Annotated in this window: 23 protein-coding genes and 1 tRNA gene; 9 read left to right on the top strand and 15 right to left on the bottom strand. The window is 61.5% G+C overall.

Annotation, left to right across the window (positions count from 1 at the left end; translation table 11 throughout):
- Position 1: 1 nt before the first annotated feature.
- Positions 2-655 (top strand): DUF3313 family protein, encoded by a 654-nt coding sequence (locus G8346_RS03465; RefSeq protein WP_166048267.1) that lies wholly within the window; start codon positions 2-4, stop codon positions 653-655.
- Positions 656-677: 22 nt separating this feature from the next.
- Here G8346_RS03465 and G8346_RS03460 read toward each other — a convergent pair whose 3' ends face one another.
- The 5 genes from G8346_RS03460 to G8346_RS03440 form a co-directional block, all read right to left on the bottom strand.
- Positions 678-1,097 (bottom strand): type II toxin-antitoxin system VapC family toxin, encoded by a 420-nt coding sequence (locus G8346_RS03460; RefSeq protein WP_166048265.1) that lies wholly within the window; start codon positions 1,095-1,097, stop codon positions 678-680.
- Entirely contained in the window at positions 1,085-1,351 is a 267-nt protein-coding gene (locus G8346_RS03455) for a type II toxin-antitoxin system Phd/YefM family antitoxin (RefSeq protein ID WP_166048263.1), read from the bottom strand. Before G8346_RS03455 ends, G8346_RS03460 begins: the two co-directional genes overlap by 13 nt.
- Before the next feature lie 80 nt (positions 1,352-1,431).
- Positions 1,432-1,665 carry a thioredoxin family protein gene (locus tag G8346_RS03450; protein WP_166048261.1) on the bottom strand — a complete coding sequence of 78 codons (234 nt, stop codon included), beginning with the start codon at positions 1,663-1,665 and terminating at the stop codon, positions 1,432-1,434.
- Between the two features lie 3 nt (positions 1,666-1,668).
- Positions 1,669-2,961, bottom strand: a complete 1,293-nt coding sequence (locus G8346_RS03445) for a permease (RefSeq protein WP_166048259.1) — start codon at positions 2,959-2,961, stop codon at positions 1,669-1,671.
- Positions 2,962-2,967: 6 nt separating this feature from the next.
- Positions 2,968-3,294, bottom strand: coding sequence for a metalloregulator ArsR/SmtB family transcription factor (locus G8346_RS03440; protein ID WP_166048257.1), 327 nt, complete (start codon positions 3,292-3,294; stop codon positions 2,968-2,970).
- A 100-nt stretch (positions 3,295-3,394) separates the two neighbouring features.
- Between G8346_RS03440 and G8346_RS03435 the strand changes: the two genes are divergently transcribed.
- Both G8346_RS03435 and G8346_RS03430 read left to right on the top strand, forming a co-directional pair.
- Positions 3,395-3,631, top strand: coding sequence for a ribbon-helix-helix protein, CopG family (locus G8346_RS03435; RefSeq protein WP_166048255.1), 237 nt, complete (start codon positions 3,395-3,397; stop codon positions 3,629-3,631).
- Complete coding sequence (locus G8346_RS03430; RefSeq protein WP_166048253.1) at positions 3,628-4,053, top strand: putative toxin-antitoxin system toxin component, PIN family; 426 nt, start codon at positions 3,628-3,630, stop codon at positions 4,051-4,053. The genes G8346_RS03435 and G8346_RS03430 overlap by 4 nt, the downstream gene beginning before the upstream one ends.
- Positions 4,054-4,123: 70 nt before the next feature.
- Here G8346_RS03430 and G8346_RS03425 read toward each other — a convergent pair whose 3' ends face one another.
- On the bottom strand, positions 4,124-5,122 hold the full coding sequence (locus G8346_RS03425) for an aldo/keto reductase (protein ID WP_166048251.1): 999 nt from the start codon (positions 5,120-5,122) through the stop codon (positions 4,124-4,126).
- Positions 5,123-5,129: 7 nt separating this feature from the next.
- Entirely contained in the window at positions 5,130-5,414 is a 285-nt protein-coding gene (locus G8346_RS03420) for a hypothetical protein (RefSeq protein WP_166048250.1), read from the bottom strand.
- 285 nt (positions 5,415-5,699) lie between these two features.
- On the opposite strand from G8346_RS03420, the gene G8346_RS03415 reads away from it, so the two are divergent.
- Both G8346_RS03415 and G8346_RS03410 read left to right on the top strand, forming a co-directional pair.
- Positions 5,700-6,749 carry a DUF977 family protein gene (locus G8346_RS03415; RefSeq protein WP_166048248.1) on the top strand — a complete coding sequence of 350 codons (1,050 nt, stop codon included), beginning with the start codon at positions 5,700-5,702 and terminating at the stop codon, positions 6,747-6,749.
- 71 nt (positions 6,750-6,820) lie between these two features.
- Positions 6,821-6,896 (top strand) — tRNA-Ile (locus G8346_RS03410).
- Between the two features lie 111 nt (positions 6,897-7,007).
- Here G8346_RS03410 and G8346_RS03405 read toward each other — a convergent pair.
- Positions 7,008-8,399, bottom strand: a complete 1,392-nt coding sequence (locus G8346_RS03405) for a HAMP domain-containing sensor histidine kinase (RefSeq protein WP_166048246.1) — start codon at positions 8,397-8,399, stop codon at positions 7,008-7,010.
- The gene (locus G8346_RS03400) at positions 8,386-9,075 is read right to left on the bottom strand and encodes a response regulator transcription factor (RefSeq protein WP_166048691.1); all 690 of its coding nucleotides are present in this window, start codon (positions 9,073-9,075) and stop codon (positions 8,386-8,388) included. Before G8346_RS03400 ends, G8346_RS03405 begins: the two co-directional genes overlap by 14 nt.
- 314 nt (positions 9,076-9,389) lie before the next feature.
- On the opposite strand from G8346_RS03400, the gene G8346_RS03395 reads away from it, so the two are divergent.
- Positions 9,390-11,786 carry a TonB-dependent receptor gene (locus G8346_RS03395; protein ID WP_166048243.1) on the top strand — a complete coding sequence of 799 codons (2,397 nt, stop codon included), beginning with the start codon at positions 9,390-9,392 and terminating at the stop codon, positions 11,784-11,786.
- Between the two features lie 197 nt (positions 11,787-11,983).
- Positions 11,984-12,679 (top strand): outer membrane beta-barrel protein, encoded by a 696-nt coding sequence (locus tag G8346_RS03390; protein WP_166048241.1) that lies wholly within the window; start codon positions 11,984-11,986, stop codon positions 12,677-12,679.
- A gap of 571 nt (positions 12,680-13,250) precedes the next feature.
- Here G8346_RS03390 and G8346_RS03385 read toward each other — a convergent pair.
- The 3 genes from G8346_RS03385 to G8346_RS03375 form a co-directional block, all read right to left on the bottom strand.
- Positions 13,251-13,715, bottom strand: coding sequence for a hypothetical protein (locus G8346_RS03385; protein WP_166048239.1), 465 nt, complete (start codon positions 13,713-13,715; stop codon positions 13,251-13,253).
- 335 nt (positions 13,716-14,050) lie between these two features.
- Positions 14,051-14,836 carry a GNAT family N-acetyltransferase gene (locus tag G8346_RS03380; protein ID WP_166048237.1) on the bottom strand — a complete coding sequence of 262 codons (786 nt, stop codon included), beginning with the start codon at positions 14,834-14,836 and terminating at the stop codon, positions 14,051-14,053.
- A 260-nt stretch (positions 14,837-15,096) separates the two neighbouring features.
- Positions 15,097-15,963 (bottom strand): hypothetical protein, encoded by an 867-nt coding sequence (locus tag G8346_RS03375; protein WP_166048235.1) that lies wholly within the window; start codon positions 15,961-15,963, stop codon positions 15,097-15,099.
- Positions 15,964-16,560: 597 nt separating this feature from the next.
- Here G8346_RS03375 and G8346_RS03370 point away from each other — a divergent pair.
- Together G8346_RS03370 and G8346_RS03365 are read left to right on the top strand one after the other, a co-directional pair.
- A complete protein-coding gene (locus G8346_RS03370; RefSeq protein WP_166048233.1) occupies positions 16,561-16,806 on the top strand; it encodes a hypothetical protein in 246 nt (81 codons plus the stop codon).
- Between the two features lie 88 nt (positions 16,807-16,894).
- Complete coding sequence (locus tag G8346_RS03365; protein ID WP_166048231.1) at positions 16,895-17,365, top strand: PEP-CTERM sorting domain-containing protein; 471 nt, start codon at positions 16,895-16,897, stop codon at positions 17,363-17,365.
- Positions 17,366-17,672: 307 nt separating this feature from the next.
- Here the strand turns inward: G8346_RS03365 and G8346_RS03360 are convergent, their stop codons facing one another.
- The 3 genes from G8346_RS03360 to G8346_RS03350 all read right to left on the bottom strand — a co-directional run bounded on the left by G8346_RS03360 (position 17,673) and on the right by G8346_RS03350 (position 19,594).
- Positions 17,673-18,182: a GNAT family N-acetyltransferase gene (locus G8346_RS03360; protein ID WP_166048229.1), complete on the bottom strand. Its 510-nt coding sequence runs from the start codon at positions 18,180-18,182 to the stop codon at positions 17,673-17,675.
- A 67-nt stretch (positions 18,183-18,249) separates the two neighbouring features.
- Entirely contained in the window at positions 18,250-18,714 is a 465-nt protein-coding gene (locus tag G8346_RS03355; RefSeq protein WP_206202565.1) for a GNAT family N-acetyltransferase, read from the bottom strand.
- A 430-nt stretch (positions 18,715-19,144) separates the two neighbouring features.
- Positions 19,145-19,594: a hypothetical protein gene (locus tag G8346_RS03350; RefSeq protein WP_166048227.1), complete on the bottom strand. Its 450-nt coding sequence runs from the start codon at positions 19,592-19,594 to the stop codon at positions 19,145-19,147.
- Positions 19,595-19,685: the final 91 nt, after the last annotated feature.

Below are 19,685 nucleotides of genomic sequence, written 5' to 3'. Positions count from 1 at the left end.
AATGAGAACGCATGCACTGTTGGTGCTGCCTGTGCTGGCGCTTGGACTCTCGGCCTGCGCCGTGAAGGCCCCGTCGCAGGGCGCCGCCGACTACCCGGTGCTCACCGTCAGTGCGGACGAAGCCAATACGCTGCTTTTCACCCAGCCCGACATGAACCTCGGCCGCTTCGACAAGATCCACGTGGCGCCCGTGATGGTCGTGATCAAAGGCGACGAGAAGAGCACCGCGGTCGCGACCGACGAGGCCCGCCGCATCGGCATCCATGCCGAGACCGCGCTGAAGCAGCAGCTTGGCCGCCACTTCGTACTGGTCGAGCAACCGGCCGCGGATGCACTCGGCGTGTATTTCCGCGTCACCGAGCTCGAGCCGACGGACGCGGCGCAGGTCGCGGTGACGGTGCCGCCGTTTGCGCTGGTGAACATGCGCAGTCCCGAGGGTCCTTTCCTCGGCTCGATCACCATCAGCGGGGAGATCTACGAGGGCCTGGCCGCGCAGCCCAGCGTCGCCTTCCTCGCCACGCGCAGCCACCGCGACATCGACGCCACGTCCGCCTTCGGCCGCTGGACCGTGGCAGAAGGGGTGCTGGACAAAGCGGCCGAGCGGCTGGCCCGGGACCTGGACGAGGAACGGCGCAAGCTGAAAGAAAATCGTTGACCTGCCGGGTACCCTGCGGCGGTCAGGGCGGCGGTCCCACCTCGACCACCTCGAGCCCGGGAATCCCGGCGAAGTCCGCCGGGTTGCGCGTGACGAGGCCGAGCCCGTGCTGGATGGCCTGGCTGGCGAGCCACAGGTCCTGCACGCGCGTGCGGTGGGAGCGTGCGCCGGTCCGGGCGAGGATGCCTGCAATCTCCCCGAACACGTCCGCTGTGTCGGCGTCGATCGGCAGCAAGGGCTTGCGCTTCATCCGCCGGTACGTCGCCAACCGCTTCTGGCGCACACCAGCATCCTTCGCCATCTCGATGCCGAGGCGCAGTTCGGCGAGCGTGACCGGCGAGAGGTAGACCGGCGCATCGCCCGTGAAGGCCGCCACGTCCGCCGGACCGAGCCGGCCCTGCTCGACGTCGATCCAGATGCAGGTTTCGATCAGGAAGCCCACGGATCGCGTAACGCGTCGTCGAGCGCCTCGCCACCGCGGCGGGCGTCATCCAGCCAGTCCTTCGCCGCCTCGGGGGGCAGCGTGCGGTACAGGTCGGCCAGCGCCTGCTGGGCGTCCTGGCGACCGGGCGTCGGCGACACCTGGACGACCGGCTGCCCGCCCCGCTCCACGACGTAAGACTCGCCCGACTCGCGCACCCTGTCGAGCACCGCGCGGAGGTTGCGCGCCAGCTCGGTAGCGGTGATCTTTCGCATGTCCACACCCAGGAATCAGATGAAATCAGATTTTATGTACTCGAAGGCCGGGGTGCAACGGGCGAAGCACGCGCGTCGGCCTAGGCCAGCATCTGTTTCAGCTCGTCCTGTGACGGCACGCGGCCCGAGACCTTCACCTCGCCGTCCACCGCCAGCGCCGGCGTGATCATCACGCCGAAGTCGGCAAAACGCAGCATGTCGGTGACTTTCTCGAGCTGGTAATCGAGCTCGAGGTCTTTGGCGGCCTGTTCCGCCGCCTCCGCGAGGCGGTTGCACTTGGCACAGCCGGTGCCGAGGATCTGGATGGTCTTCATGGTCTAGATAGCTCCGTAAATCCAGCCGGTTATGGTGGCCATCACCACCACCAGCATGACGTAGGTGGCGGTCTTCTTCGGGCCGATGACCGAGTTGATCACCAGCATGTTCGGCAGGCTCAGCGCCGGCCCGGCGAGCAAGAGCGCCAGCGCCGGGCCCGAGCCCATGCCGTTGCCGATCAGCCCCTGCAGGATGGGGATCTCAGTCAGCGTGGCGAAATACATCAGCGCGCCGGCGAGCGAGGCGAACAGGTTGGCGCCGAGCGAGTTGCCGCCCACCGACTGGCTGATCCACTCCGAGGGTATGAGCCCCTCGTAACCGGGACGCCCGAGCAGCAGGCCGGCGACGAGCACGCCGCCGAGCAGCAGCGGCGTGATCTGCTTGGTGTAGCCCCAGGCCTGGTCGAACCACTCGCCGGCCTCGTCCTTGCGTCCCGCGGTGAGCCAGGCGAGTCCCAGCGTGCCGGTGAGCACCGCCGCCGCGGCATGACCGCCACTGATGACGGCGACGGCGGCCACGGCCGCCACCACCACGGCGAGCTTCCCGGCCTCGAGACCGAACCAGCGCCACAGCTGCCAGGCCAGCAGCAGCCCCAGGCCGCCGGTCAACCACCACTTGAGCGCGAACACCGTGGCGAAGAAGCCGTCGCTGCCCGACGCGCCCCAGTTGGCGAACACCAGGATGCCGACCAGGGTGGCGAAGAAGGCGGCCGTCTGCCGCAGCGGGCGCCCGCCCTCCGGCTGCGGCAGGTTGACCGCGCGGGCGGCCTTCTCGCGCTCGTCCCGGCGGAAGAAATAGGCCATCAACAGGCCGATGACCACGCTGAACACGACCGCGCCGACGGCGCGCGCCAGGCCGATCTGGGCCCCGAGCACCTTGGCCGTGAGGATGATCGCCAGCGCGTTGATCGCCGGTCCCGAGTAGAGGAAGGCGATGGCCGGGCCCAGGCCCGCGCCCATGCGGTAAATGCCGGCGAACAGCGGCAGCACCGTGCAGGAACACACGGCGAGGATGGTGCCCGAGACCGAGCCGACGCCGTAGGCCAGCGGCTTGGGCGCCTTCGGGCCGAGGTAGCGCATCACCGAGGCCTGCGAGACGAAGGCCGCGATGGCGCCCGCGATCCAGAAGGCCGGCAACAGGCACAGGATGACGTGCTCGCGGGCGTACCACTTCGTCAGCTCCAGCGCCTCGGTGACGGCGCCGTCGAAACGCGGCATGCCCACCGGAAGGAAATAGAAGGCCGCGAACACGGCGGCGAGCAGCGCGGCGATGCGAAATTCGCGTCGGGCGTCCATGGACGGTCAGCAGCAGCCCCCGGGCGGCCGCATCAGCTCCGGGTGGCTGCCCGGCGCGTCCAGGCAGCGGATGAAATGCGCCACGCAGGGCAGCTCGAGGCGGTAGAAGACCTGCAGGCCGCGCTTGTCGTCGGCGACGACCCCCGCCTCGCGCAATACCGAAAGGTGGCGCGACACCGTGGACCAGCCGAGGCCGAGGGTCTCGACCAGCTCGCAGACGCATTTCTCGCCGGCGATGAGTTCTCGGACGATGGTGACGCGGGCGGGATGGCCGAGGGCCTTGAAGACCGGGGCGGGGTCGAGGGATGGGGTGACGGGTGCGGGAGAGGCCATGGGAGGATTCTATTTCGCGGAATGGCGAAATAGCGATTGTGGATTACCGATGGGACTAGGTGTCTTGGTGCGTTGGTGTGAAAGTGATAGAGTCCGGCGCATGAGCCGTCTCACGATCACGCTCGACGACGCACTGCATCGCGCCCTGAAGGAAACCGCGGCGCGGCAGGGTCGTTCCATCACCTCGATCATCGAGGAGAGCCTGCGCCTGCGCGGCATCCGGCCCCAGGCCGACGCGCGCGCGCTGGTCGCCCGGGCCAGGGAGCGTGCCCGGCTTGGCGCGGAAGAAGCCGTGGAACTGGCGGTGAAAGAGACCCGCGCCGCGCGCAAGCGATGAACCCGCCGGTATTCGTCGTCGACACCAACGTTGTTGTCGCCGGGCTGATCACGGCTGAAGACGACAGTCCCGTCGCGGAGATCCTGGATGCGATGCTGTCGGGGCGGCTGTTCTACCTGGTGTCGCCGGCGCTGCTGCAGGAGTACCGGACGGTGCTGCTGCGGCCGAAGATCGCGAAACTCCACCGACTGAGCGAGACAGAGGTCGACGATGTGCTCGTCGAACTGGCCGCGAACGCCATCTGGCGCGAGCCGTCGCCGTCAGCGCCCGCGCCCGATCGGGGCGACGATCACCTGTGGGCGCTGCTGGCCGCGCACGAGAACAGCATCCTCGTGACCGGGGATCGGCTGCTGCAGGCGAGGCCGCCGGCGGCGAGTCGAGTGATTTCGCCGGCGGCGTGGGTGGAGGCGTTCGCTCGCTAGCTCGACTCAGACGCTTCTGTTTCGTGACTGCGTGATCACGCAGCTGCAGAAGCTCCACGAGGCAGCCCAACTACCACGCATAAGCGACCGGCGCCTCGCCGCCCGGGCCGGGGAAAATCTGGTCCAGCTCGTCCAGCGTCTCCCGGTCCAGCTCGATCGCGGTGGCCCGCACCGCGCTTTCGAGCTGCTCGACGGTGCGCGGACCGACGATGGGCGCAGTGACGACGGGGTTGTGCAGCAGCCACGCCAGCGCCACCTCGCCCGGCGGATGGCCGATGCGGCGGCACAGGTCCTCCCAGCGCTGCAGCTGCGCACGCTTGTCTTCCACCCGCTTCGCGAAGTTCTCTTCCGTGCGCCGGCCGCCGTCGTGCTTCTCCAGCGCGCCGCCCAGGAAGCCGCCGGCCAGCGGGCTCCAGGGCATCAGCCCCAGCCCGTAGTGACGGCAGGCGGGAATCACCTCGAGCTCGACCATGCGGTTCTCGAGGTTGTAGATGCTCTGCTCGCTCACCAGCCCCATGAGACCGCGCCGCGACGCTTCCTGGCAGGCGGTGGCGATGTCCCAGCCGGCGAAGTTGCTCGAGCCGACGTAGATGATCTTGCCTTGCTTCGCCGCGACGTCGAAGGCCTGCCAGATCTCGTCCCAGGGGCAGTGACGATCGGCGTGGTGCATCTGGTAAAGGTCCACATGCTCGACCTGCAGGCGCCGCAGGCTCGCCTCGAGGTGCTTGCGGATCTTGTAGGCGCTGAGGCCGGGGCCGTGGCTGTTCGGCTCCGGCCGGGTGTCCTGGCGCTTCATCGTGCCGTAGACCTTGGTGGCGAGGACGATCGCCTCGCGGCGCCCGCCGCCCTGGGCCAGCCAGCGCCCGATGATCTCTTCCGTCGACCCGGGCTCCCCGCCCCAGCCGTAGACGTCGGCGGTGTCGAAGAAGTTGATGCCGAGCTCGAGCGCCCGGTCCATGATGCGGAAGCTGTCCTCTTCCGAGGTGTGCCAGCCGAAGTTCATCGTGCCGAGACAGAGGTTGCTGACCCGCACGCCGTGGTTGCCGAGGTGCCTGTGGGTTACGGACATGTCGACCTCACGAGCTGCCAGGAGGGCCGCGCCGCTCCCGCTCCAGTTCCTCGAGCCGCCGGCGTTGCTCGCGATCGAACTCCTCGCGCCGCTTGAGTTCCTCGCGTTCCATCTCCTCGTAACGCTTGCGGCTCTCGCGCTCCGCCTCCCGGGCGTCACGGCGCTCGTGCTCGGCGTCGCGGCGCTCCTTCGCCCACTCCTTCTGCGCTTCGCCTTTGCCCGCCTGTCCAGGCTTGTTCGGATCCGCCACGACCGCAGTGGTCGCGAACAGCAGCGCGAGGCCGGTAACCATCAATAGTCTCGTGCGCATCTCTCGTTCCTCGTTGCACTGATGCCTTGAGCTTAGTTCACAGGTCGGGGACGTGGTACCGGGCGGGGGTCGCAGGTTCCGGAATCCGTTCCTGCAACCACCGCAGCTGCCTTGCCTCATTGTCATTAACGGTTCGGCCCAGCTTCGGCTCATCGAGTTCGTGCACCGGCTCGGCGCGACGCCGAGGCTACCGTTTCACGGCGCTCTACACTGCCATTTCTCACCCGTCCACGCCCAATTGGGTGTAAATGGGCGTACTATTGGCTCGTGCTGCGAACCGACACCATCCAGATCACCCCGGAGATCCTGAACCTCATCGCCAGGATCGACGAGTTCAAGGGCGCCTGGCGCGCCTTGGGCACGCTCGCGCCCGATCGGCTGTCGGCGCTGCGCCACGTGGCGACCATCGAGAGCATCGGCTCGTCCACTCGCATCGAGGGCAGCAAGCTGTCCGACCGGGAAGTGGAGCAACTGCTTGCGAACCTGGAGATCAAGGCTTTTGCCACCCGCGACGAGCAGGAAGTGGCCGGCTACGCCGAGCTGATGGACCTCGTGTTCTCCTCCTGGCAGGACATCCCGTTCGCTGAGAATCACATCAAGCAGCTGCACCAGGTGCTGCTGCGATACAGCGAGAAAGACGCCCGGCATCGCGGCCACTACAAGACCCACTCGAACAGCGTCGCCGCCTTCGACGAGGCCGGCGGGCAGCTCGGTATCGTGTTCCAGACGGCGTCGCCCTTCGACACGCCCCGCCTGATGACCCAACTGGTGGCATGGCTGAACAATGAGCGCGAGACGGCCCGGCTGCACCCATTGCTGATTATCGCCCTGTGCGTGGTCGTGTTCCTGGAGATCCACCCTTTCCAGGATGGCAACGGACGGCTCTCCCGGGTGCTGACCACGCTCCTGCTGCTGCAGGCCGGGTACGCCTATGTGCCGTACAGCTCGCTGGAGAGCGTGATCGAACAGGACAAGGAAGCCTACTACCTTGCGCTGCGCCAGACCCAGGCCACGATCCGCACGGAGTCGCCGAACTGGCAGCCGTGGCTGATGTTCTTCCTGCGCTCCCTGGCCGAGCAGGTGCGACGCCTGGAGAAGAAGGTCGAGCGCGAGAGGATCGTGCTGGCGGCCATGCCTGCACTCCAGCTACAGATCGTCGAGTTCGCCCGCGAGCACGGCCGCGTCACCATTGGCGAGGCCATCAGACTGACCGGGGCCAGCCGCAACACGCTGAAGCAGCACTTCCGGGCACTGGTCGGACGCGGCACCCTCAACCAGCACGGCCGCGGCCGAGGGGTCTGGTACGACCTGCGCTGAGGCCGGCTGGCTCGTTGCCAGCCGTCAATCATCATGGCAATTCCCAAGGGTATACTTCCGCTACCTCTCGCGGGCCCGTAGCTCAATGGTTAGAGCAGGGGACTCATAATCCCTTGGTTCCAGGTTCGAGTCCTGGCGGGCCCACCATGAAAATCATGGGGTTAGGTGGGTTATACCGGGAGGCTAAGGGATTGGAATCCCTTGGTGTCTCCCATAACCCGAGCGAGACTGCGTAAGCTTCCCCGTCAAGGCGACAGTTCATGAACGGGTCGAGGCAAGCTCCTCTTCTAGATGCTTGACCTGCAATCCTATCGCCGGCTCGGCGACGCAAAGTAGTTCCGACGCCTTTGGATCGGCGTTCAAGCCGCGAGGTTCCCATGACAAACAAGCGTCGATCGCACCCCGGTTGACGTCGAGCGTGAATGTCCATCCATTGTGCTCGCAGAGTCGCTTGACAATGCCGAGCCCGAGTCCAAATCCGTGTGTCTCCGATCCTCGGGAACGCCGTTTACTCAGTTCCTCAGGATCGTCGACCTCCAAGCCGCTGTGGTTGCTGATGGACACTTCGTATTGATCGATCCGGACGCTAACCGGACCTTGATTATGGGGCGTGTGTTCGAATGCGTTGCGAACAAGGTTGCCGACTGCGATAGCGAATGCCTGCGGATGACCGAGCAAACTCGGGTCACTCAAGCGCTTCACGTCGACGGTTATCTCCTTGTTGGCTAACAGATGGCGCTGTTGCTCGATCGCTTGGTCAACCAAGGGGCCGACTTCGAAGTGTTCGCTGTAACTGCTGTCATTTGTTTCCCGAGACAGGCACAGGAACATATCGACTGTCGTTTGCATGTCGAGCGTTGCGCGTTTGATGCGCCCCATTGCCCGGGATGAATTCTCGGAAAGCTCGGCTTGCTCCAGCAGTTCCAACGCTCCTCTAATGACGGTTATCGGCGTCCGCAGTTCGTGACTCGCGGCGTTCGTAAAATAGCGTTCACGGTCGATAAACGCGCAAATGCGCTTCAGGGTCTTCTCGATGGTCTTTGCCAGGAGCCCGACCTCGTCGTCGTGAAAACAGTCCGCCTTGACGCGCCGCCAATCGTCGTCCGAGAGCTCTTCGGAGTTTATGCCGCCAACCGCTTTGGCCAAGCGTATTACGGGATCGATGGCACGACGGCTGATAAAGGCACCCAGGACGATCGCCAGCAGGGTCAACATCGAGACAATTGTGACCAAGCCGGTGATCAGCCACACTTCCTCGGATGCGGAAGCCTCGATGCCCGAAACGTCGGCCACGACGTACAGGGGTTTCGGAGGTACGTCGGTGTTGACTACAACGACATGTAATTCATCACTTTCGAATTCGTAGTATCCGTCATCGGGCATGTCGGCCGCCCAATCGCGCAATGCTGTTGGCATGTCGACGGGCTCGCGATAGCTCTTCACATAAGCTGAGTGCGGCAGCGGCGCGTCGGGATCGACCCCGGATCGGCGAATGTAGTCTGTCACGGAGAGGCGAAGCTGCTTCTCCAATATGCGGTCTTCGGTGACCACCGTTGCCGCAAATGTACCGAATCCACTGATGATGCCGAGCAGCGCTGCGAACAATCCAAACGCGAAGACGACACGGGTGCGCAGGCTATGCCGGAACATTGTCGTCCAACTCTGCCAGCCGGTAACCAATGCGATGCACGGTGTGCAATAGCGGCCGATCAAAGGGCTTGTCTATCGCCTGGCGCAACTTGTACAGATGGGAACGAAGCGCATCGCTATCGGGTCGCTCATCACCCCAGAGCAGGGTTTCCAGACTGGCGCGCATCACAACAGCGGGTGAAGCTTCCATCAGCCGCTCCAGAATCTTTAGGCACGCAGGGTTAAGAATCAGTTTTTGACTACCTCGCCGGACTTCGAGGGTCTGTTTGTCCATCGTCAAGTCCCCGACCCTCAGCAATTGCCCGGTCTTTGCCTGGCCGCGTCTGCAGAGGGACAGGAGGCGCGCATGTAACTCCTGAAGTGCGAACGGTTTCACCAGGTAGTCGTCGGCGCCAGCGTCAAACCCTGCCAGTTTGTCCGGCAATGTATCCCGCGCCGTCAGCATCAGGACGGGAGTATCTTGTTTCGCCTCGCGTCGCAATTTCCGGCAAAAAGTTAATCCATTCATGCCTGGGAGCATGACGTCCAGAACGATTACGTCGATCGGTTCCGTCAGCGCCAGATGCATTGCGCTGATACCGTCGTGTGCAAAATCGGTGATATGGCCTCGGGCACCGAGATAATCACCTATGTTCTCGCAGATGTCCCGATTGTCTTCGACCACCAGTACACGGATGCAGTTTGCACGCGGAGCCTGTGTCATCGTTGCCGTCCTCCCGTGGACGTTGCCGACACGTACTATTCTTCGTCGCGAAGGCTGACCAATCGGTCGCCGCAACGTGACCAAAACGTGAACGACCGCATCCCCTCGATCCGGTTCGCGGTATGGCGACGACGCGTGTCGTTCTCTAACCGGCCATCAGTTTCGCATATCGACCGCAAGGCCACGGTTCGGCGACAACTCTTTCACAGTCGCTAAGCTATTCTTGGAATACCGCACGTATTTCACAAGATTAACCTCGAAATCACCACATCTCCGCAGGTTTCGCCATGTTACGTAGTTTCAATCGAGCTGCTTTCGGGATGCCAAAGGCACTTCTTCTGCTACTCATGGCAACTCCCGCTGTTGCCCAGGTTGGCGCGATATCGGTAGAGGTCATCGATGCCGTGACGCGCCGGCCCGTCGATGGTGTGACGGTTACGGCCGAGTCGCGTGATGGCGATGTGAGCTCGGCAACCACAGATAAAGGCTTGGCGCTGCTCGACGGCCTGGAAGACGGTTTCTTCGAACTGCGCGCAGAAGCGGCGGGATACGTCACGGCCGTAGAGCCCGCGGTCCGAGTACTGGAAGGACGGACAGGCAGTCTTCGCTTCGAACTGCAGCAGGTGCCCGCCTCGATAGACTCCATCGTCGTTGTCGGTCGTGCCCGCGAGGCCGACCCATTCGGCGCCGTCTCGAACAGATTCCTGGGCCGCTACGACCTCCGTAACGCGCCTGGCAGCGGCAGCGACGTCATGCGCGCGCTGAGCGGCCTGCCAGGGGTCGTCTCCAACGGCGAGTTTGCGAGTTTTTCCACGCGGGGCCATGGCCCGAAACGCAACCTCATCTATGTCGACGGTTTCCCGTTCCAGCAAGTCGCGCACTTCGAACAGACGCTGGGCGATGAGATCGAAGTCCTCAATGGCGGCCGCTACTCCGTCTTTGCACCCAATGCCATTACCGGGGCAGAGTTCTCGCCTGGCGGCTGGAGTGCGGAGTTCGGCGGCCGCAACGCGTCGCTCCTGCAACTCGAGGTCGTGGATGGAGCGCCGTCGCCTGTCGCCAGCCTGCGCCTCGATCTCGCGGGCGCCGAAGTCCTTTACGAGGGACCGAGCGGCTTCCACGACGACACGTCGATGTTCCTGCAGGCGAGGCGCTTCGACTTCGGGCAGTTTTTCGAAACTATTGATGAAGAGTCTTTGGGTGCACCTGTGTCCACGGACGTGATCCTGAAGACGCGCACATATCTCGACAATGACAACGAGTTCGAGTTTCTCGCTATATACGCGCCTGAGGAGTACACACGGGACATTAACCACATCCTCGCCGCCGCGGAGGACGAGGGCATCGAGGACGTCACGTTGCAGAACGACGAGCAGGACCTCGCGCTCATCGGCGGCACCTGGCGGCGGAAGTTTGGCGACGATGGCGAATGGACGAACCGTATCTACTTCCGTGACAGCGACCGAGTGTCGTCCCAGGGCGAGGCCTTCCCGGATCTGGTGCCGCCGGGTACGCCGGCCGACCAGGTACCGGTTCGCGAAAGACTCCTGACTGTGAAGGAAAAAGAGTCGGAAATTGGCTGGCGCAGTGACATATCGTTTGGGAACGCGCTCGGGATACTCCGTGCCGGGCTGCAACTCGCGAACAGCGATCTCGACTACTCGACTGAGCTCCGGGAGGACTGGATACGCTACATCTTCGAGTCCGACGATCCGCGCCCCCCGGGTGCAAACTTCATCGTGTTGCAACCAGATGCGATCAACTCGATCTATAGCGCAAGCGAAACCAATTACGCTGTTTACGGCGAGCAGTTGTTCGACTGGGGCGCTGCCAGTCTGCGTGCGGGCGTTCGCTACGACCATAATGGCTTTGGTGACGAGGACCTTGTTTCGCCACGATTGGGCTTCAATTATGTGGTTTCACCCCGGCTAGGACTGTCGGCAACGGCTGGCATCTTCTATCAGTCGCCAAGCAACCTCGCGCGCGCGGCCGACCCTGATAACTTTGATCTCGAGAGTGAAGAGCTTACGCATTTCGGCCTGGGCTTCGACTATCGGCTGAGCGACACCCTGAATCTGCTCGTAGAGGCGTACTACCAGGATATCGATAACCAGCTCGTTGAGAGCGGACGCACGAGCGGTCTAATTTCGAATGATGGCGAGGGCACCAACACCGGCGTGGACCTGGTGTTGACGCGCAGGTTCGATCAAGGCTGGTCGGCCGACTTCGTGTATTCCTGGAATCGCTTCCGGGTGGACGATAACGACGGGCGGGGCGAGTACGACTGGGACTTCAACCGCGAGCACTTCGTCTCTGTGGGCGGGCGCTGGGAGATCAACGATCGATGGCAGGTAGGGGCACGCTGGAAATATGGCTCCGGGCTACCGACCTACCGCTACATCGTGCACGAAGACGTGCTGGCGCCGAACCCGCCCGAGCGCTTCTCACAAGAGCGGTTCGATTTGAATTCAGTTCGCGGCGATGCGTTCCATTCACTCGACGTGCGCGTCGATTACCGTCGTCGGATCGGAGCGGTAGATCTTGTGCTGTTCGCCGACGTGTTGAACGTCTACGGTGGTCCTGCTGGCCTGCAGCCCGAGTTCAACATCCTGACGGGGGAAATTGTCGATGAGGAAGAGGAAACATTGCCGCTGCTCGGCCTGATCATCGAGTACGCCTGGTAAAACGCGCAGCATTTAGCCCAGGTTAGATCACCGCCTCCAGGCCCTTCCGCTCGATCAGGTTCAACGCCGATTTTGAACACCTCGCGCGAGATCGAAATTTCGGCCAGGGTCCGCGTGTAAGCGGAGAATCCAGTTTGTCGCGATTCACGAAACATCCGGCCATCGGTATCTGCCAGTTCCCAAACAGGGGTAAACGCATGTCCACTCGTAACAATATGCTCGCACTTGCCGTGGCTGTCGCGCTGGGCGCGCCGACGGCTGCAGGGGCCCAGGATCTCGGCTTCAACTACATCGAGGGCGGCTTCATCGCCGGCTTCGTCAACGACGTGGAGGAGTCCGACGCGTTCACGAACAACGGCGCGTTGGATGTCGAGTCCGATGCCGGCGGCGGCGCCTTCATCGGCGGCGCGTGGGAGTTCTGGGACAACATGCACCTGTTCGGTGAGTATGCGATGACCGGGCAGGAGCTCGAGGTCAGCGACGGCGTCGACGACTTCGAGGGTGATTACGACGTGGTGCGCTGGCGGCTCGGCGTCGGCTATGCCTACCCGTTCTCGCCCACGATGAGCTTTTACGGCCGCCTCAGCTTTGACGGCATCGAGTTCAAGGACGTGAAGGTCCCCGGCTTCGATCTCGACGCCGACGTCGACGACACCGGATTTGGCGGCGAGATCGGCATGCTCTGGGCAGCGACGCCGACGCTCCAGTTGCAGGGCCACGCGCGCTACACCTCGGTCGGCGAGGTCGTCGGCGAGGGCTCCGATGCCTTCGACGCCGACATCCTGCTCGCCCTGAACGGCCGCTGGTACTTCCGGCCTGACATGGCCTTGGTCACCGGCTACGAGCTCGGCAAGATCACCTTCTGGAACGTGGGCCTGCGGTTCGCGTTCTGAGTTTTTAGCATCCACTTCCACATGCTGTTTCTCGACGGCGTGAATGTCGAGGGCCGATGGGCTTGACCTGATCTCGAGCAAACTTGGTTCAGTTCGTTCGGACAATGCTCGGACACTCTCGGACCGACCTCGGCCCAAGTTCGGGCGAGCCGACTGGACACCTTCGCCAAGCCCTTGAGCGGGATAGACCAAGGGATCCGCCGTCCCTTGGTTTCTGGCAGCAGGTTCGGACGGCGTTTCGGAAGCCGGTTCGGGCGGGCGAATCCGGCTGATAAGGGCGGTGAAAAAGCCCTTAGCTTTCTTCTAATTAGCTAAAGCAATCAAGCACTTGTACCTGATGCTCATAATCCCTTGGTTCCAGGTTCGAGTCCTGGCGGGCCCACCAACCTTTTCAAAGGGTTGGCGTTTTATGGCGGGAGGCGAAGGGATTGGAGTCCCTTGGTGTCGGCATAGGTGGAACTGGGGAACACTCCGGTCATCGCTATGGCAGGCACCGAAATCCGCAACCGAGCAAGTTCGTCGCGACGAGTGTACGTTATCCGCGAAGGGCAAGAAGCGGACGCTCGCTCAACTACTCTCGATTCACGCCAAGAATTCGATCCACTTCGGCCCTGAACTCTTGCCGGGGAGAGACAATTCCCATCGCTCTCCAAAGCGGAGCATTTGAGCGAATGCGCGGGACCGTCTCGCCCTGGTAGAAACTCTCATCGAGAAATCCGCTTTGGAATTGGTAGTGCTCATTATCGAGATCGATTCTGACGATGGTGATCAGCCGTCTTGCGATAGATAATTCAGACGGGCTCAGGGAATCCGGATCGAAGTCTGGTTCATAAAATCTATCCTGCATGTCCCGAATGCTCGCGTCCTTTGCAAATTCCATATTCCATGCGATCCCGTCAAACGCCCTTGCCTGATAGGCTTGCGCGCGCAACGCTACCTGGGTTTGCCGAAGTTCCACAACTAGCGCGATCAACGAGGCGACAACGGCGATTAACGCGATGAGCTCCATCCAGTCGCGCCACTTTTCTACTGACATTTCCTGGTCCTCTGGTTATTGCTCGCTCCGTCTCGCGGCCGACTTTGTACGTTCGCTGTGGGTCGCCTGGCGCCGCCGATAGTAACAAACGACTAAAGTCCGCTTCGGGAAATCGATCAAAGGATCATCCACCTATCCCTTGGTTCAAGATTCGCCCTCGAACCCTAGGCGAGAGATAGCTGCCTCACCGGGGTGCCGGGGATGCCTGGCGGGCCCACCAACCTTTTCAGAGGGTTGGAGTTTTATGCCGCGAGGCGAAGGGATTGGAATCCCTTGGTGTGGGCATAGGCGGGGCGAAAAGGTCCGCTAACGACCAGGAGCGGACGTTTACACAACTAGGCCTGGTGGGTTTCACCGGACACCCAGACCCTTGCGGAACAAACGGTCCTGAAACCCAGCTTTTCGTATAGGCGAAATCCCGCTGGTGTTGCGCCCAGGAAGAAGCGTCGAGCTCCATGCTGGCGGGCCTCACACATAGCGGTCGATAGCAGTCGCGATCCAATGCCGCCGCGCTGCAGAGTGCTATTGGTGCCCATCGCCCAGATGCCGCAGGTCTCGCCGTGGTAAGTCAGGGTCACGGAGCCGACGGTTTCGCCATCGATGCGTGCAACAAAGACATCGGCGCCGGGAGTCTCAAAGAGTGATGGGGGAAGGGCACGTAGAACGCTGGACTTTGCCATGCTGTAGGCGGAGGCGATGACGTCCGCGCTGCCGTCGCAGTCAGTTTCATCGCTAGCGCGGCTAACGTTCACATCCGGATTACCCCCTGGCTCGAGGGGCAGGTCATCACGCACCATCATTGGGAATTCCACTGCGTACTCCAGACCCAGCTCCAAGGCCATTTCGTCAATTGCTCTTCCCGCTTCGGGAAAGATCAGTACGAGAAAGGGCAGCTGCCTGTCCAGGCAGCCATTGACCATCGCTGCGAAATGTTTGTGATCGGCACCGGCGCCGACTACGAGCATGTTCATATCAGCGACAGGTTCATTGGACAGGGCCAGCTGAAGGCCCGGTCTGGCGGCCGCTTCATAAGCCGCCGACTCACCCAGAAAGGTGGTAATGGCGTCGCTGGTAAGACGGCGCAGCACCGACTCACTTAACGCCTTTGGTTCGATGTTCATCGTCTGGCTCTCCAGTGAGTATCTTGCGTGCGGGCGACCACCCAGGGCCGTGCCGTGCTTTTTTAATGGATGTCGGCGGAGTATATGCGACTGAACCTCATCGAGGCGCCGGGGATGCCTGGCGGGCCCATCAATAAAATCCAGGGCTTAGGGAGGGACGGAAGTGGGCCTTCTAGGCCAGAAAGAAGGAACAAGCCACTACCAAAATGGGCCCCACCCTGAGGTGGGGCCCCTGTTCGATCGCGTCGTGCGATGAGGTTCTATTTGCAGCCGATCGGCCTCACCGTGTCCGAGCCGAAGACGATGTCACCTGACAAGGTCGAGCCGGAAAGGTAGACCAGTTCGTCACTACAGCTGATACCCGTCTCGGATACCTGGAAGTGAATGACATAGTCCATGTCACCGTCGCCGTCGACATCTTCGACTCCACCACCCGGCAACGCGACCAAAGCCGACGCAGGGCCGAATCGCAACGAATTCCGGTCGACATCGGGTGCGTAGAAGTCCGGGGTCGTAATCAACGCAACCGGCACGACACCAAGTCGGTCGACTTTGATCGCATTTGCCATAGAACCCGGGAGCACATCGATTCCGATACCTGAAGGCTGGTTCTCATCGCTCGCAGGAATCAGGGTTTCCTGCAGCTCAGGTAGCGAATCAGGAACATCCTTGGTCACTTCGCCGGTTTCTGGATCGACAAGTCCGATCGTGAAGGAGTTAAGCGAATTTATTGACTGCCCGGCACCACGCGCGATGGTCTGCACCTGAGCGTAAATCTCGTAGGCACGTCCTGGAATCATCTCGACTTCAGCGCCAACCAGAAGCGGGCTTGCGATAGGCGCGTCTGATGACTGATAAAACTCTGACGCGAGAACCTGGTTCGTCTGGAGATCAGTAACCCTAAGCGCGATATTCAGCGTGCTGCACTCATCCTTGATATATAGGTGCTGCGGGTTGGGGAGGGCCGGTATTTCTTTCGATAGGCGACATGTGGGGTCGGCGGTTCCCGTCATTGAGTACGTGAAGAAGCCACCGAGCGGGACCGAGACTGGCCTTGTCCCTGTATATGTCAAAGTCTGTCGTGCAAAGATCGAAGCGCCGTTGCGAGCGACGGCGGAACTTGCCACGGCGTTCCTGAGCGTAGGAGTGAATAGCCCCCCCCGAAGTCCACACTCCCCTCTGCAGAACCGAATGCCTCCAGCTGAATCGACCCCGTCGTTGATCCCGCAATGCCGAACTGGAAGTCTTGAAGGATGGGCCGGTTTCCGTCTGCTGGATCACCCGGGAAGACGCATGAGTCCTGGGCGGGGACGCTAGTGCAATCCCTGATCGACAGGGCGAAATCCCCTCCAAAACCACTGGCCTCTTGCGCGTTGACGGCAGACGACACCACCGAAAGCGCGAGGGCCGGCCACAGCCCTCTGACGTAAATGTTGGCCAATTTACTCTCCTCAGTATGGTTTCTTAGTCTTATTCTCAAGCTCGGCAAGTGCCGGAGGCTCGGCCGCGAGCATCAGCCAAGAGGGACAATGAGTGCTGCAAAAAGACACCCTTGCGACGCCCGCCAGCATCAGCCGCCCATCCATGGAATCTCGAAATATAAAAAACAAAAGCGCTGATTTCTAATGAATTGAACATAATCCCTTGGTTCCAGGTTCGCCCTCGAGCCGAAGGCGACAGACCGGTGCCTCGCAGAGGTGCCGGTACCTCCTGGCGGGCCCACCATGAAAATCATGGGCTTACGGGAGTTATGCCGGGAGGCGAAGGGATTGGAGTCCCTTGGTGTCGGCATAGGTGGCAGGCTGGCGATCGGCCTCCAGGTCGCAAACCACAGGCTCCGCTGCCCGTTGATTTGCTGCCCTGATCCCGCGAGCAAAGGCCAGCATATTCGCGCTAAGGTTGTCGATCCTCTTTACATGGCGCAGCGCAGCATCACCTGGAGCGGCAAATCAAGCCACGTAGACATCTGATTTTTCAGACGCCACCCCAATTGGCGCAGATATTGCACTTTTTGCGAGTCCCCACGGGTCGTGGGCAATAGGGCAAGGGAAGAACAACATGAAAAGAAAGATTCTGGGATTGCTGGCCGTGGGATTGCTGGCAGGGCCAACGGCGGCACAAGCTGGTCTGATGAAAATTACGGCTACCAACGATGGCGATGCGGCAGGGGCGTTTTCCGGTTTTGAGGTCATCTATAACGACACCGGTGACGGCCTGTTCAGCTTCGAAGAACTTGTGTGGTTCTCAGGTCTGCAGGAACTCATCGGGCCGGAAGAGTCTTGGACTGACCTCGTAGGTATTCCGACGATTGCCGGAATTTCAGCTTTCAGTGGTTACAGTCGTTCTGGTACAACTCGCGTTGATTTGTGGTACGTCGCGAATACTGGTGAAGAGCCCACCGGTTGGGCGTCCTCTCGATGGACTTATGAAGTCGCCGTTGTCGCATCTGTCCCCGAGCCCGGCACCCTCGCCCTCCTCGGCCTGGGCCTGGTCGGCATGGGCATGCGCAGACGCATCAAGGCCAGCTAACAGCGAACTGCCCAATCAAGAAAGCCACCTCGGGAGATCTCGGGGTGGCTTTTTCATTGGGGCGCCTGGCGGGGGCGACGATGCTGACATGCGCTTAGGGGCGTTGGCGGGAGGCGAAGGGACTGGAATCCCTTGGTGTGAGCCATAGCCGGGGCGGCGCCCGTTAACTGCGTCGGCCCGTTCTCGGCAATTGCCGTGTCCTCGGGGTCGAACGCAGACATCACCCTTGCCGCTGCGACACGCCGTCTGCGTCAAATAACGTTGAGCATCAGCGGCGCCGCGAAGCGGTGTGCCCTGCATGCGCTAGTTAGCCGGCGGTTCCGAGAATCTTCTCATAACAGTAGAAATTCCCCTTTCGAAACCTCACGTGCCCCGCAAGCTGGTACGACGAGAGCTCATAGAACCGCACGGCTCTGGGATTCTTTACGAAAACGTCAATACGAATGCAATTGCAACCGATGCTTTCGGCACGTGTTTCTAGAAAGCGCATCAAGGCACGCGCGACACCTTTCCCTTCGGCCTCCGGCGCCACCATTAGGCGATGAATCACAGCCGGCCGACCGGAGAACCGCCAAGAGACATCGGCGTACTCTGGACTCTGGTGTTCGTTCAACGTTGCCATCCCTGCAACCACTCCAGCAATCCTAACAACGAACGCAGCCCCATCGTCGATGTCGCGCTGGATGGTCCCAGGGTCCGGGTATATGTCGTCCCACTGTTCGATGCCTTGCGATTGCATCTTCAAGATGCACGCCCTCACGAGGTCCATGAGACCAGTGATGTCAACCAGGTTGGCTTGGCGAATTTCGATGTCCACTGGGATGTCTCTTCCGGCTAACGCCTGGATTCAGGCGGCTGGAACCTGTGCTTAGGCCGAACCACGTCTAGACGATAGCCTTGGCCATGAACACATTGAAGTCTGTGGCGGTGTATTCGCCGAACGAACCGCTCCACTCGAAGCCATTGCGCCGATAGAGCCCATGGGCGGGCTCGAAGGCCGGGCCAGTGCCCGTTTCGAGAAGAAGACGTGAGTATCCTCGCTGATGGGCCGTACGAACGATCTCATCGAGGATGGCTTGCCCGACACCGCGACGCAGAAAGGCCGAGCGTGTGCGCATTGATTTGACTTCGCCGGTCAGCGGGTCTAGTTCCTTCAGTGCTCCGCACCCGCTCAAGATTCCGTCTACCCACGCCGTCCAGAAAGTGACGCCCGGCGCTTGAAGGTTCTTGATGGCGAGTGCATTCACGTGGCCCGGCGGGGAGTTGCTGTACATGCCAGAAAGATGCTCGGTGATGAGCGAGTGAACCTCCGCAGAGGAGAGGTCATCTTGGCGGACGTCGATACCCACGACGCAGTCTCCTGTCCTGCCTAATACAAAGTCTGAGCATTAACAGCAGGATCGTAACGCTGCAAAAACGCCGGATAGTAAGCCTAGCATGGGCGTAACTCCCTGCTCTTCTAAGGCGTAGACTCCCGTATACCACATCCAGGTTCGCCCTCGAGCCATAGGCGAGAGAACGGTGCCTCATCGAGGCGCCGGGAATGCCTGGCGGGCCCACCAACCTTTTCAAAGGGTTGGGGTTTTATGGCGGGAGGCGAAGGGATTGGCATCCCTTGGTGTGGGGCATAGGCGGGGCTGGGCGGCGCGGGCCGCTGGAACGCTGGGAAGGTGGGACGCTGGGGAGCTGGGATCCTGGGAAGCAGAAGGACGGTCTCCAAAAGAAAAAAGCAGGCAGGTCATCGACCCGCCTGCCTTTAATTCGACAACTGGTTACAAACTAGTCGCGGAACTTCATATGGCGCAGCAGTGACGTGCTCATGATCGTACGATACTCGGCGCGATTGCCACTCTCGGCAGCCATCTCATCCATACTCCGCTTTGCCCAGGCCATGTATGCCTTGCGACGCTTTTCGCCCTCTTCAACGGTCGCCATGTTCTCGAACACTCGAATGAGATAAAGGTCCGGCTCATCAGCGCGAGCATGAACGTTGTTGATGACCATGAAATCCTTGATCCATCCTTGCGACTTGGCGAACTCGCTGTTCTTGCGCCATTCGCCGGCAAGCCATCGCGCATACTTCAAGCCTGCGCCATCGGCGGTCTTCACGCCGGTTACTTCCCAATAGTCACCCGGAATGAAAGGGGGCTCTTCCTGCGCCTGCGCAATACTCATCGCAGATACGCTCAGCAAAACGACGGCAAGTACCCTGAAAAAATTATTCTTCATTATTTGACTCCTCTTGATTGATTGCTTTTTTCGAATGCACCCATCGAACGCCAGCCGCGGTCACGGCCATACGCTTGATGGTTGATCGAGA

Source organism: Thioalkalivibrio sp. XN279 (assembly GCF_011089885.1).
Lineage (GTDB): Bacteria > Pseudomonadota > Gammaproteobacteria > Steroidobacterales > XN24 > XN24.
This window is presented reverse-complemented; position numbering and strand designations above follow the sequence as displayed.

Bases quoted from the DNA above. Each gene is read 5' to 3' on its own strand.
- G8346_RS03465 (WP_166048267.1), top strand. From the start codon at position 2: ATGAGAACGCATGCACTGTTGGTGCTGCCTGTGCTGGCGCTTGGACTC.
- G8346_RS03455 (WP_166048263.1), bottom strand. From the start codon at position 1,351: ATGCGAAAGATCACCGCTACCGAGCTGGCGCGCAACCTCCGCGCGGTG.
- G8346_RS03450 (WP_166048261.1), bottom strand. From the start codon at position 1,665: ATGAAGACCATCCAGATCCTCGGCACCGGCTGTGCCAAGTGCAACCGC.
- G8346_RS03445 (WP_166048259.1), bottom strand. From the start codon at position 2,961: ATGGACGCCCGACGCGAATTTCGCATCGCCGCGCTGCTCGCCGCCGTG.
- G8346_RS03440 (WP_166048257.1), bottom strand. From the start codon at position 3,294: ATGGCCTCTCCCGCACCCGTCACCCCATCCCTCGACCCCGCCCCGGTC.
- G8346_RS03435 (WP_166048255.1), top strand. From the start codon at position 3,395: ATGAGCCGTCTCACGATCACGCTCGACGACGCACTGCATCGCGCCCTG.
- G8346_RS03430 (WP_166048253.1), top strand. From the start codon at position 3,628: ATGAACCCGCCGGTATTCGTCGTCGACACCAACGTTGTTGTCGCCGGG.
- G8346_RS03425 (WP_166048251.1), bottom strand. From the start codon at position 5,122: ATGTCCGTAACCCACAGGCACCTCGGCAACCACGGCGTGCGGGTCAGC.
- G8346_RS03420 (WP_166048250.1), bottom strand. From the start codon at position 5,414: ATGGTTACCGGCCTCGCGCTGCTGTTCGCGACCACTGCGGTCGTGGCG.
- G8346_RS03405 (WP_166048246.1), bottom strand. From the start codon at position 8,399: ATGTTCCGGCATAGCCTGCGCACCCGTGTCGTCTTCGCGTTTGGATTG.
- G8346_RS03395 (WP_166048243.1), top strand. From the start codon at position 9,390: ATGTTACGTAGTTTCAATCGAGCTGCTTTCGGGATGCCAAAGGCACTT.
- G8346_RS03390 (WP_166048241.1), top strand. From the start codon at position 11,984: ATGTCCACTCGTAACAATATGCTCGCACTTGCCGTGGCTGTCGCGCTG.
- G8346_RS03385 (WP_166048239.1), bottom strand. From the start codon at position 13,715: ATGTCAGTAGAAAAGTGGCGCGACTGGATGGAGCTCATCGCGTTAATC.
- G8346_RS03380 (WP_166048237.1), bottom strand. From the start codon at position 14,836: ATGAACATCGAACCAAAGGCGTTAAGTGAGTCGGTGCTGCGCCGTCTT.
- G8346_RS03370 (WP_166048233.1), top strand. From the start codon at position 16,561: ATGAAAATCATGGGCTTACGGGAGTTATGCCGGGAGGCGAAGGGATTG.
- G8346_RS03365 (WP_166048231.1), top strand. From the start codon at position 16,895: ATGAAAAGAAAGATTCTGGGATTGCTGGCCGTGGGATTGCTGGCAGGG.
- G8346_RS03350 (WP_166048227.1), bottom strand. From the start codon at position 19,594: ATGAAGAATAATTTTTTCAGGGTACTTGCCGTCGTTTTGCTGAGCGTA.